The organism is Desulfoluna sp. CYM3A (assembly GCF_056829965.1).
The window spans coordinates 4415998-4428391 of the sequence record NZ_CP186556.1 but is presented as its reverse complement, the minus strand read 5'-3'; the positions used below and the strand labels follow the sequence as shown (position 1 = coordinate 4428391).

10 protein-coding genes and 1 tRNA gene are annotated in these 12394 nt (G+C 59.8%); 5 read left to right on the top strand and 6 right to left on the bottom strand.

All coding sequences use genetic code 11. The annotated features are described in order from the left end of the window. Positions 1-32: 32 nt before the first annotated feature. The 6 genes from ACOYW1_RS22405 to ACOYW1_RS22380 all read right to left on the bottom strand — a co-directional run bounded on the left by ACOYW1_RS22405 (position 33) and on the right by ACOYW1_RS22380 (position 6421). A complete protein-coding gene (locus ACOYW1_RS22405) occupies positions 33-1118 on the bottom strand; it encodes a radical SAM protein (protein ID WP_482417862.1) in 1086 nt (361 codons plus the stop codon). 366 nt (positions 1119-1484) lie between these two features. After that, on the bottom strand, positions 1485-3335 hold the full coding sequence (locus ACOYW1_RS22400; RefSeq protein WP_482419809.1) for a GNAT family N-acetyltransferase: 1851 nt from the start codon (positions 3333-3335) through the stop codon (positions 1485-1487). Between the two features lie 523 nt (positions 3336-3858). After that, positions 3859-4674: a substrate-binding periplasmic protein gene (locus ACOYW1_RS22395; protein WP_482419808.1), complete on the bottom strand. Its 816-nt coding sequence runs from the start codon at positions 4672-4674 to the stop codon at positions 3859-3861. 169 nt (positions 4675-4843) lie between these two features. Then, positions 4844-5740, bottom strand: coding sequence for an NAD(P)-dependent oxidoreductase (locus ACOYW1_RS22390; protein WP_482419807.1), 897 nt, complete (start codon positions 5738-5740; stop codon positions 4844-4846). A 38-nt stretch (positions 5741-5778) separates the two neighbouring features. Next, the gene (locus tag ACOYW1_RS22385; RefSeq protein ID WP_482419806.1) at positions 5779-6159 is read right to left on the bottom strand and encodes a VOC family protein; all 381 of its coding nucleotides are present in this window, start codon (positions 6157-6159) and stop codon (positions 5779-5781) included. 186 nt (positions 6160-6345) lie between these two features. Further along, positions 6346-6421: transfer RNA gene (locus ACOYW1_RS22380), tRNA-Ala, on the bottom strand. A gap of 430 nt (positions 6422-6851) precedes the next feature. On the opposite strand from ACOYW1_RS22380, the gene ACOYW1_RS22375 reads away from it, so the two are divergent. The 5 genes from ACOYW1_RS22375 to ACOYW1_RS22355 all read left to right on the top strand — a co-directional run bounded on the left by ACOYW1_RS22375 (position 6852) and on the right by ACOYW1_RS22355 (position 12155). After that, positions 6852-8105, top strand: coding sequence for a peptidylprolyl isomerase (locus ACOYW1_RS22375; RefSeq protein ID WP_482419805.1), 1254 nt, complete (start codon positions 6852-6854; stop codon positions 8103-8105). Next, entirely contained in the window at positions 8048-8614 is a 567-nt protein-coding gene (locus ACOYW1_RS22370; RefSeq protein ID WP_482419804.1) for a peptidyl-prolyl cis-trans isomerase, read from the top strand. The genes ACOYW1_RS22375 and ACOYW1_RS22370 overlap by 58 nt, the downstream gene beginning before the upstream one ends. Positions 8615-9021: 407 nt before the next feature. Beyond that, a complete protein-coding gene (locus tag ACOYW1_RS22365; RefSeq protein WP_482417855.1) occupies positions 9022-9246 on the top strand; it encodes a hypothetical protein in 225 nt (74 codons plus the stop codon). Between the two features lie 84 nt (positions 9247-9330). Continuing rightward, positions 9331-10665 carry a M16 family metallopeptidase gene (locus ACOYW1_RS22360; RefSeq protein ID WP_482419803.1) on the top strand — a complete coding sequence of 445 codons (1335 nt, stop codon included), beginning with the start codon at positions 9331-9333 and terminating at the stop codon, positions 10663-10665. Further along, positions 10653-12155, top strand: a complete 1503-nt coding sequence (locus tag ACOYW1_RS22355) for a M16 family metallopeptidase (protein ID WP_482419802.1) — start codon at positions 10653-10655, stop codon at positions 12153-12155. Before ACOYW1_RS22360 ends, ACOYW1_RS22355 begins: the two co-directional genes overlap by 13 nt. Positions 12156-12394 lie beyond the last annotated feature (239 nt).

The window sequence follows — 12394 nt, the reverse complement described above, 5'->3', positions numbered from 1 at the left end:
GGAGGCATCCGCAGTGAGCGGGAGCCCTTCGGTTACGGGTTCAGCCAATTTTTCATCAAACGTCCCGCGTGCCCGAAATATCTGTTTTTGAAGCTCATGGCCAGGTAGCGCCGGTTTACCAGGCCTGTGTGAACGTCGTAGCCCGCCTCCTTGAGCATGTCACGGCAGGCCGGGGCATCCCAGGCCCTTCCTGTCTCGGTTCGGGAGTCCATGTCCCGGGGGTTGGTTCCCCGCTCCGCCACCAGAAAGTTGGCACCTGCCCTGAGGCAGAGGGGGGAGGGCTCGTGGGCGGCCAGGGTGAAGATGGTGTTGCCGAAAAAGAGGCGGGTCACGGCGGTGATTCGGGCAAACTCCTCATCGGAAATCTGGCCGTAGGGCTCAAGGGGGCTGCCGCATATGGGGATGCGTTTCATGGTTGCCATCCAGGAGACCTTGAGGGTGCGCATGAGGTCCAAGAGGTCGGCGATCTCCTCGTAGCTGTGCTCCGGGCCGATGGGTTCCAGGCAGGAGCCCACCAGCAGGCCGGCCCGGTGGGCGTTTTCAATGGTCTGCATGCGTTTGTACGGATCGATGAGGGTTACCACCCCTTCTCCGAGCCTCAGGGCGTGGTAGTAGAAGGTGAAACCGGTTTTTTTTACGGCCCGGGCCTGATCCGGGTCCAGGTCTCCCCAGTTGGCAAAGAGGGGAACCCGCCCGTTGAGCTCCTTGCGGACCAGGGCACCCATGGAGAGGAAGAGATCGAAGTCGTAATCGGCGGTGGACATCAGGGAAATGGACCCCACGTTCTGTGCGTCAAGGGCTGCTGCGTGGGCCAGGACCTCCTCTTTGCCTAAGCAAAACGGGGTGTCAAGGGAGCTCCAGGTGTCGCTGAACATGCAGAACTGGCAGTCGTTGCTGCACCGCTCTCCGTTAAGGCCGATCTGTCCGTGCACCTCGCCCATGTTCCCGAACTGGCGGCGCGAGAGGCTGTCTGCTGCCTCCAGAAGGGTTGTGAATGCCTCACCCCGGGTGGGGATCTCGTGGAGCAGCGTCAGTGCGTCGCCTTTGGTGAGGCCCTTGCCTCTGCGGCCTTTGTCGATGATGGAGAGAGTGTCCTGGCCTGTCGTTTCGCTTCGCATTTTTATTACCTCACTTCGCAATTCTTCGAACGTCGCAGCGATCTTCCTGCGGCATGATGCCGGGCAGGGAAGACGTGGTCCGCCGGTCCGTGACGGGCTGTGGGGACCATATGGCCCTGTAAAAACGGAATCTCAGGCCGGTGGGCCGGGGCTGATGGGGGTGGGGTGTCTCATTGGTGGGCCGGCCGGCTCCGGGCTGTGCGCCATCCATTTATCGCTAAACAGGTAGCAAGGCATATGCCAATGGGGTTTATCCGGGTGGGAAAAGGGGGCTCGGGCTGGCCGGGAGGGCCCGGGGGCAATGCCCCCGGGTGACGATGGCCCCGGGGAGGAGCCTCTCCCCGGAGCCGGTTACGCGGTGACACATCAGAGGGAGGCGGTGAGGCCTTTCCAGAATGTCACCAGGTTGGAGTGGCTGGTTTTTCGGAACTCACGCCACATGCCGGAAACGGTCATGCGGGTGGCAAACCAGGCTGTGTGGGCCAGGCCTTCGGGGAGAATACCGACCCCCATGAACGCCTTTGCCACGGGGTCCAGGGGAATGGAGCCCTTGGTGATGCAGTAAGTGTCCCGGACTTCCACCTGGTTCGGGTTGCTCTCAAAGGACTTGGGCCAGTAGCCTTTTTTGGACTGGAAGATTCCCTTGTAGTTGTACCCGTCGTTTCCGTAGTGGTAGCTGAGGTCCGAGACCCGCTCCACCAGCCGATTTGAGAACCCGTGTTCGTTGTGTCTTCCGGCCATGGGCGCCAGGCCCAGGGAGAGCACGCGGAACCTCGGTTCGGCTTTGAAGGTGCCCAGGGCCTCGTCCACAATGGCATCGAAGATGGCGATGTTGCGGCTGTCGTCCCGTCGGTTGATGTTGGCATACCACCCGATTTTCCGGTTCTGGTCGTACATCGCCTCAAAGGTGACGTATCCCACGAGGGTGCCGTCCAGCCGTGCAAAGAAGGTGCGTTCATCCGGTTCATCACGGAAGGTGGGCTCGCGGAGAAGCAGGTTCAGGGGTGTCTTTGTTTTGCGCGTCAGGCGCCATGCCTCGGAGATATCCATGGCCTGCTGCGCCAGGGTGGGGTCGGAGTCCCACCGGGCTTCGGAGATTACGAGGCCTCTTTTCTGGGCCTTGCGGATTCGACGCCCCACGTTTTTCCCTTTGATGGACCAGTCGTTGAGGATGAGGGTTTCAACCCCCATGTGGGTGGCGTCAAAGCCGTGGTTGCTGAAGTGTCGTGCGGTCTCCAGGCTGCACTGCATGCCCACCAGGGGGCGGCGAAGAAGGCGGCTCTCCTTGACAAAGGCGTTGATTACTGCCGCCGCATCGCATGGGTGGCAGAAGGGGTCGCCTACAAAGATGCGAACGCCGAATTTGTCCTGGTAGGCGATGGAGCCTTTTTCGTGGGGGAAATGGGAGAACTGGGGATCTTTCTTGATGGAGTAAGCCATGGTGAATGAACCGAATTTCTTGTAGTTTTCCATAAGTCGTGTGTTCCTTGTCTTTTTGCGATTGTTACGTTTCGCCTGTATATGCATGCTTGTCGCATGGGATGTTGTGGCGGTTTGACTATTGTGGGATTTTGGGGTGGGAAGGGCGGGGCGTATCACAGGTGCTTTTTCATGCGAAACTGTGATGAGAACCCGGCTTTGGCGGCGATGGGGCCGTAAGGCAGGGTGCCGCAGTCGGCAAACCCGAGCGCCTTCCTCGGGCTGAACTTTCTTGGCCCCGGGGTTGGTGTCAACGACTTCCAGGCGAACGCCGGAGAGGCCGCGGGTCCTGCCGAAGGCAAACAGGGTTTCAAGGAGGCGGTGACCCACCCCGGTTCCCCGGAAGGCGTTGTCCACGGCGATGACCTGCACCCTGACCTCGTCGTGGCCCAAGGGGTGGATGTCCTTGAACACGGAGCCGCTGAGTTTTCGCGTGACGCCCCCGAAGAATCCGAACTCCCGGTTCAGGGTGGCAAGGTTCAGGTTGATGAATTTCTGGTTTTGGTAGTGAAAGCCCAGCATGCCTGTGACGCGTCCCCGGCTGACGGCATAGATCCCCGAAGAGAAGTCTGCGCCGTCGCGATAGATCCTCAGGGCCTGGGCCCGGCTTCGGGGTTTAAGCATGAGATGGTCGATTTTTTGCCCGAACCCGCTTAGAAATACCTCAATGGCTGATTCCTTTAGCGCTTCAGACAGCTTTCCCGTGACGATGGCCGGGGGGTGACTCTTGTCTTTCATGGTACAAAACTCCTTTTGGTAGGTAAGTAAAGAACGACCTGAAAAGGCGGGGCCTTACCGGCGGTGCTCCCATGGCAGTGAGGGAGGTTCGCCCGGTGGCAATCTGCCCCGCGAAGACGGGTCAGTAACGAGTAAATAGTAGGGAAGGATGAGATATTGGTACAGGAGTGATTTTTTACTCTTGAGGTGATGTTGCCTGCCCGGATATTTCTCGGGTTGAGTGACCCCATCGGCATGGCTGCATATGCAGTGGTTTACCTCAACGCTCCGATAATGAAGGCGATGGGTGGGGCAGGCTTGTCTGGCGGGTGAGGAAATTATGCCCAAAACGGTGGGTTACATGTTGCATCTTTTTTAAATATCGCAATCTTTCTGTCTGGCCGGTTGCACGATCAATCTTGGTGTTTGGGGCTGATTGTTTTCTCATGAAGTGTCCGGGTGGGGAGATGATGTCCCGGGAAAGGGTGGGTGGAGGATATGACGGTGTGGAGCGGGCTGGAATGGCGGAAAGGCGGGCTGAGGATTACTCCGGGGCGGTCATTGCCTGGGTCATGATGCGCCGGATTTCTCCTTTTTTCTGCATGTCTTTGATAACGGCGTTGAACTTGAGGATGAAGTCCTCCTTGAAGTGAAATCGCCCGTAATCCCGGTTGGTGAACCCCAGGTGGCCCCACTCGGTGTTGATGACAAGGGTCTCCCTTAGCAGGGCGTGGGTTCCTCCTTCGTCGTAGAGACCCTCTTTTTTGAGTTTGTTGAGTTCCCAGAGGATGGCGAGGCGGTCGTTGATGTAGCAGTCTGTTCGCTTGATGCCAAGTTTCAGGAGATTGATGCGGTTGCTTCTGGCTTCGTCGATGCGGATGTTGTTTTTTTCAACTTCACGGAAGAAGGCCTCGCCCCCTAAGAGGAAGCCGTCGTTGCTGCCGATGATAAGGCCGCGGAAGTCCTCGGGCCAGGTGTGTCTGGGGGCGCTCTGCAGGATCTCGTCCCGGCAGAGAAGCACCACTTTTTCCTGGAGGATGGGTGTGGAGTAGGGCCACATGTACGGTCGCGCCCGGGGCCTGAAGTAGGGCGGGCAGATGGCGAACACCTTGCCGCTTTCGATGTCGTGAAGGCCCCGTTTCCAGGGGATGGGCAGGATGGTGACGCGGTACCCCTCCATGCGCTGGAAGGCCTGCTCGAGGATGGCGGGGTAGATGCCCCTGGCCTGCCCTTCCACCGCGTAGCTGTAGGGTGGGTAGTTGTCGTCGCAATACACGACCACATCCGTTGCTGCGATGCCTGTTTGCCGTGTGGCCAGGCAGGTCATCAGCAGGGCTGCAAGCCAGAGGCCTCTTTTCATGCATCCGTCCATGTGGGGGTTGAAGGGGCTGCCCGGTGCGTGCCGGGCGTTGAGGTGTGTTGCTGTGTGAGAAAAGTATATCAGAGGGGCCGGATGGGAGGGAAAGGTAAATAAACGGGGCGTGTTGCAGGGCTCGGGGCTGCCGGGGCCGCCCCGAGCGGGGGTGTTGTCAGGTGGCGTTGTTGAGCTGCTTCAGGGCGCGCATGAGGGCCTGGGTGCCCATGCGCGAGCCCCCGTGGGCCATGACGGCCTGGTAGAGCTGATTGACCAGGGCGAGGCCGGGCAGGGCCAGGTTCATCCGCCGGGCCTCCTCCAGGGCGATGCCCATGTCCTTGACAAAGTGCTCCACGAAAAATCCGGTGTCGAACTCCCCTTTGAGGATCCGGGGTGCCAGGTTGTCCAGGGACCAGCAGGCGGCCGCACCGCCCGTGATGCTCGAGAGCATGACCTCAAGGTCGAGTCCTGCCTTTTCGCCGTAGAGCAGGGATTCGCACATGCCGATCATGGTGCCGGCGATGACGATCTGGTTGCACATCTTGGTGTGCTGGCCAGAGCCGGCGGGGCCCTGGTGGACCATTTGCTTGCCCATGATCTCGAACAGCGGGGTCAGTGCTTTTACGGTGTCGTGGTCGCCTCCTACCATGATGGAGAGGGCGGCGTTGCGGGCGCCCACGTCCCCGCCGGAGACCGGGGCGTCCACGGCCCGGACATCTTTGGATGCGGCCTCTTTGTAAATGGTCTGGGCAAGACTCGGGGAGGTGGTGGTCATGTCCACCACCACGGTGCCGGGTCGCGCGCCCTTGAGGATGCCGGATTCTCCAAGGTAGACCTCTTCCACATCCTTGGGAAATCCCACGATGGTGAAGATCACGTCCGAGGCGGCCGCCACCTCCTCGGGGGTCTCTTTCCACTGGGCCCCCAGGTCCATGAGGGGCTGGGCCTTGGCTTTGGTGCGGTTGGTGACGGTGGCTTGAAAGCCGTGGTCCATGAGGTGGCGGCACATCCACTGCCCCATGACCCCGGTTCCGATCCATCCGATACGTGTGTCGGTCGTGCTGAACTGCATGGCGATACCCTTCCTTCAAAATGTAATAAATAGAAATGTTACTTCATCATCTTTTCGGGGACCACTTCGATCCAGTACCCGTCGGGGTCTTCCACAAAGTAGATGCCCATGGCCTCGTTCTCCCAGAGGTTCAGGCCCATCTCCTTGTGGCGGGCATGCCAGGCGTCGTAGGCATCGGTGGTGACGGCCAGGTGGATTTCGTTGTCGCCGAGGTTGTAGGGCTCTGTTCGCTCTTTGAGCCAGGTGAGCTCAAGCTGGTGGCCGCCGGTGCCGTCTCCCAGGTAGACGAGGACAAAGCTGCCGTCTTCGGCCTCATGGCGGCGGACGATCTCAAAGTCCAGGGCCTCGGTGTAGAAGGCGAGGCTTTTGTCAAGATCGAAAACAGTGAAGTTGGTGTGTGCGATTTTCAAGGTGCCCATGGGGTCTCCTGTGCTTTTTGCTGAAGATTAAGGCGCGGGTGCCGGGGGTTCCGGTGTGGCCTTAATAAAGGTGTGTCGGGTGGAACAGTATAACGCCGACGGTGACTGCCGGTCAACCGGGCCAAAAGGAAGGGGGGAACAAAAAAAGGCCTGTCGAAGAAATCGACAGGCCTTTGAAATCTTTAATGGTGGAGCTGAGGGGGATCGAACCCCTGACCTCATGACTGCCAGTCATGCGCTCTCCCAGCTGAGCTACAGCCCCACGGTGTGTGCTTGGTGCGTTTAAAGAATCGCTCGCAACAAACGAGAGAGTATTTAGACCATCACCGCACGGGTGTCAATGAAAAAAATGACTCTTTTTGCGCTTCCGGCATGCCCGGAGACGATAGGGCCCCGGACCCATTTGAAATACCGGGGCGCCCCGGGGGGCTTGAAATAAATTCTGTACTCTCAAAACAAGGGATGGTAAAGGTATTCGAGTTTTTTAATATAAGGGTATGAACCCGTATGGGCGTGGGAAAATGAGGTGGCGGCACTCGTTTGCTGCGGCCGCCGGGCGGTGATGATTCACCGCATTCGGCTATCCTGTCGTGATGCGCAAGCAACTGCCTTACCAGATGGTGCCGCCCATCCGTTCCAGCCCCCGAAACCAACGACGACAATAAGGGTACAGAGGTATATTGATGCTACAAATGATGCGTGACAATGCCGGCTCCTGGATAATCAAGATACTGCTGGGCGTTATTGTCCTGGTATTTATTTTTCTTGGACTCGGACCGGACCGCAACAGCGGCAACTCCATTGTTGCAGAGGTGAACAAGGCCGTTATCAGCTGGGACGATTACCGACTGGCCTACAATGAACTGGTGGAAGGGTACCGGCGTCAGCTGGGCGGAAACCTGAGCCAGGAGATGATCAAGATGTTCCGGCTCCGTGAGCAGGCCCTGGAGAGCCTCATCACCAGTGAGCTGATGACCCAGGAGGCCGAGCGCCTGAAGCTTCAGGTGACCGACAAGGAGCTTGAGAAGGCCATCACGGAGCTGCCCTACTTTCAGCGGGACGGCGTCTTTGACATGGCGCTTTATGAGGCTCTCCTTCGCCAGAACGGGCTCACCGTTCCCCAGTTTGAAGCACAGCAGAGAAAGGCCATGCTCATCTCCAAGCTGCGAAGCATGGTGGAAAGCGGCGTGCAGGTAACGGACGGCGAAGTCCAGGAACTCTACAAATACAAGAACACCGAAGCCTCGGTCCGCTACGCCCTGTTTGATCCGGCCACCTATGCGGATGTCACCGTGGACGATGACTATGTCACGACCTATTTTGCGGAAAACGGAGAGCGATACAAAACCGACCCCGAGGCCAAGATCTCCTTTATGCGGTTCAGCCGGGATGACTTCCGCACCCGGGTGAGTGTCTCCGACGAGGAAATATCAGAGGCCTATGAGGCCAACCTGGCCCGGTACCAGACCCCTGAAACCGTGGAGGCGAGCCATATCCTCATCAAAGTGGCCGATGAGGCCACGGACGAGGAAGAGGCTGCGGCCCGGAAGCGGGCCGATGAGGTGTACGCCAAGGCCACGGCCGAGGGCGCGGATTTTGCCGAACTGGCCAAGACCTTGTCCGAAGGGCCTTCAGCCAAGGACGGCGGGCGCCTGGGCGCCTTTGACCACAGCTCCATGGTGAAGCCCTTTGCCGACAAGGCCTTTGCCATGACCGAAGGGGAGATCAGCGAGCCGGTCCGGACCCAGTTCGGCTGGCACGTGATCAAGCTGGAGAAGAAAAACCCCGCAGCAACGGCCTGGCCGAGGTGTCCGACGAAATCCGCCAGGGCCTTGTGGATGAGCAGGCCGAAGCCGACGCCTACGCTGCGTCGGAAAATGCCTTTGACATGGTCCTGGGCAGCGACAACCTTAAAGAGGCAGGCGAGACCGCCGAGCTTCCGGTAACCGAAAGCGCATTTTTCACCCGCTGGAAAGGCCCCGAGTCCGTTCCCGGCGTGGATCGCATGCGTATCGCCAAAGACGCCTTCGATCTGGAGGTCGGTGGGGTCAGCGATATCCTGGAATACAACGGCACCTACTACATCGTTCAGCTCATGGAGAAGAAAGAGTCCGTTGTGCCTGAGCTCACCGCCGTAAAAGAGGCTGTACAGGCCGATGCCCTGTCTCAGGCCAAGGCCAAGAAAGCCGAGTCCGAGGCTGCCGCCCTCCTGGCCCTCCTCAAGGAAGGCAAGGACTTCCCCGAAGGGACCAAGGTCACAGAGTCTCCCCTGTTTACCCGGGATGGCAAAGGGGCCGATACCCTGGACCGCAAGGTGGTTGAGGCGGCCTTTGGCCTCAACGCCGAAGAGCCGGTTGCCGGTGAGGTGATCAGCGGCAACGGAGGCTACTACGTGGTGGCCCTCAAAGAGAAGAAGATGGGGCCTCGACGGTTCCCGAGGCATCGGAAACCCTGAAAACCGAGCTTCTCAATCGCAAGCGCAGCGATGTGCTGTCCAAGTGGGTTGAGGAGTTGCGAAACGCCGCGGAGATCAAGCGGGATCCCCGTTTCGCCACGGCCGACGACGAATAAGCGGCCCTGGGTGTCGGGCTTCCTGACGTCCGGGGACGAGCCCGGGGCCTGACCCCTGGCCCGAAGAGACGAGAAACCTGCCGGAAACGCTTCATTGGCTTGCCCGGCAGGTTTTTTTTATGGTAGCATACATAACTGTATGCGCTGACCAAATAAGGCTTGCGCGATACCGCCATGATCCCGCACGGGGTCCGGAGAGAAAAGCCGGTCGCCGATGCATATTCAAGCCTGTCGCCCATCGACCAGAAGACCAGACGACCCTCACGACAACCACTCAGCAGGAGATGGTGCATGGGAAAAGCAAAAGCCAAACGGGTGTTCCCGTCCAAAAGGTGCCCGTATTGTTTTACCAGCCTGTCGCTGGCTGCAGAGACCTGCCCGAGCTGCCACAAGCGCGTGGGGACGGTGGACCGATACGGCCTGGCCAAAAAACCCATCAACTATTTCGGGTACCTCGCCGCCGTGATGTGGGCGGGGATTTTTGTCGGGTACATCTGGTTTGCCTTTGTTCGGTGACCACATGCACAATCGATGATAGCGAGGCCGGGAAGAACGTCATGACGTCCAACCGGCCTTTTTTATTTATTTGAGGGAGAAACCATGACAGGAAAATCGTTTCAACGTGTCCTTTACGGCCTGCTGGCCGTGATGCTGGTTGTCACCACTGCGTGTGCCCGACGGGACGTCGGCACGACCACCGTTCCGGAACCGCGCCTTCCCAAAGACCCGGCCGTGGTGGAAGGGGTCCTCGATAACGGGATGACCTATCTCGTGATGAAGAACACGGAGCCCAAGGACCGGGTCAGCATGCACCTGGCCGTTAAATCGGGTTCCATGGTCGAGACCGAAGCCCAGCGGGGCGTGGCCCACTTCCTGGAACACATGCTGTTCAACGGCTCCGAGCATTTCCCCCCGGGTGAGCTCATCAAATACTTTCAGCGCATCGGCATGCGCTTTGGCGGCGATGCCAACGCCCATACCGGCTTTTACGAAACCGTCTACGACGTGGTGCTGCCCGCGGGCGACACCAAGAGCCTGGCAGAAGGGCTTCTGGTCATGCGCGACTATGCGGGCGGGGCCCTGCTCCTAGAGTCCGAGGTGGACCGGGAGCGCGGGGTGATCCTGGCCGAGAAGAGAGACCGGGACTCCGAATCCTACCGCAGCTTTGTGAAGAACCTGGCCTTTGCGTTGCCGGGCATGCGGATCAACGAGCGGCACCCCATTGGCCTGGAGTCGGTCATCAAGGGCGCGGACTCGGCTCTTTTGAGGAGTTACTACGACACCTGGTACCGTCCGGACAACATGGCCGTGGTGGTGGTGGGAGACGTGGACCCCGCCGAAGTGACGGCGCTGATCCGGGACCGCTTTTCCTCCCTTGAAGCCCGTGCCCCCGAAGGGGAGATTCCCGACGAAGGATCATTTGCTCATGTGGGGACCAAGGCGTTTTATGCCTACAACCCCGAAGCGGGGGGTACCACCGTGACCCTTCAGGTGCTGAGCCATGTGGCGCGGCAGCCCGATTCCTTTGCCGTCCGACGGGAGCAGATGCTCTTTGACATGGCGAGCCGGATCCTTGACAACCGGCTGGAGGAGCGTATCGGAAAGCCCGGTACCCCCTTTATCTCGGCCGGAGCAGGGGCCGGAACCTATCTGCGCCATGTGCGCTACGGCATTGTGGCGGCGGATTGTGACGCAGAGAATTGGGAGGAAAGTCTTGCCGTCATCGACCATACCCTGCGCAGTGCCCTGGCCTTCGGGTTTGCACCCGATGAGGTGGCAAGGGTCAAAAAGGAGATGAAAAATGCCCTCCTGCAGGCAGAGGAGAAGGCCGCGCGGACAGCGGGGCCTGTTCCCCTTTTAATGCAGAACTCCACGAGAAAGGTGGTTGTCTCCCCGGGGATGCGCCACCTTTTGAGCCTGTGGTGGACGCGGTAACGGCAGACGAGCTGCACACCGTTCTCAAGGAGGTGTGGAACCCCTCCCATCGCCTTGTGATGGTGGAGGGCAACCTCCGTCTGGAGGCTGGTGACAAAGGCCCAGAAGCCGTCCTTCTCGCTTCCTACGAGAAGAGCGGTCTTGTGGCGGCCACCCCGCCCCCGGCCAGGAAAGCGGCGGCGTTCCCCTACCTTCCGGTACCTGAAACCCCGGGCAAAGTCGCTTCGCGGGTGGATCACGACGACCTCGGGATCACCGTGGTCACGTTTGAAAACGGCCTGGTCCTGAATCTGAAGCAGACGGACTTCAAGGCCAGGGAGGTGCTGTACTCCCTGCGATTCGGGCAGGGTGTCAAAGGGGCCCCGGACCTTGTCCCCGGCCTGGCCTCCGTTTCCGAGATGGTTGTCAACGAGAGCGGACTGGGACGCCTGGGCCGTGACGAGACAGCCCGAGCCATGGCCGGTACCAACACCACCTACCATTATGGCGCGGGGCAGGACGGGTTCGGCCTTTCGGGCCGCACCATCCCCGGGGAGCTGGAGCTCATGTTCCAGGTGCTTTTTACCCAGCTCACCGACACCCGCCTCAAAGAGGAGGCCTACCACCTTTCGACCCAGCGCTATACCCAGGGGCTTGAAGAGATGGATCGCACCGTGGACGGCGTGCTCCAGAAGCAGGTTGAGGCCTTTCTCACCGGAGATACCGCCCGTTTCGGGTACCCGGGAACCTCCCTTGAGGGCATCGATCTGGAGGCTGTCAAAGGCTTTGTCATGCCCGATCTGCAAGGGGCGCCCCTGGAGCTCTCGGTGGTGGGGGACATGGACATCGAGGCGGTGATCTCTCTGTGCGGGCAGTGGCTTGGATCGCTTCCCCGGAAGGCCATGCAACCTGCCCGGGACCACGACCTTGCCTTTCCCGAGGGAAAGCGCCTTGATCTCTCCGTGGAGAGTTCCATCGACAAAGCCGTGGTTACGGTGGCCTGGCCCACCACGGGCATGGGCGATATCCACACGGTGCGCCGTCTCTCCATCCTGGGGTCCCTCTTTTCCGAGCGCCTGCGTGAGACCGTTCGGGAAAACCTGGGGGCGGCCTACTCCCCCAGGGCCTGGAACCGGTCCAGCAGGGCCTACCCGGAGTATGGTACCCTCCGTGCCGTTATTACCGTGAGCCCCGGGCAGGTGGACGAGGTCATCGCAGCGGTGAAAGAGATCGCCGACGGCCTCCGCGCGGCACCGGCCAGCGAAGATGAACTCCGGCGTGTGGTGGACCCCGTGGTGAACCGTATCGCCGACTACCGGCGTACCAACGGGTACTGGCTCAATAGCGTCATGCAGGACTCCTCGAGGTATCCTGAAAAATTGGTCTGGCCCCGGGATATCCTGGAGGACTATGCTGCCGTCACCGCAGCCGAGCTTCAGGCCCTGGCCCGAACCTATCTCAAGGTTCCGGGGGGCGCGGTCCTGACGGTACGGCCCGTGCCGTCGTCCTGATCGCCGTTTTAGCCCCACCATAATGTATGCCGCCCCAAAAACGGGGCGGCTTTTTTTTTGCCTGTTTCAAACCCGGGTGAGGGGACAGTGAGTTATTTCCTTGTCATGTTTCTTGGGAAAGAACGTATCAGCAAGGGTTTGGGGTGGGGTGGAAACGCAATGTATACGGTGGGATAACATCTTTGTGGCAGGCCTCTGGCCGGGGGTCGCAATGGTCTTGATTTTATGCAGGTGATCAT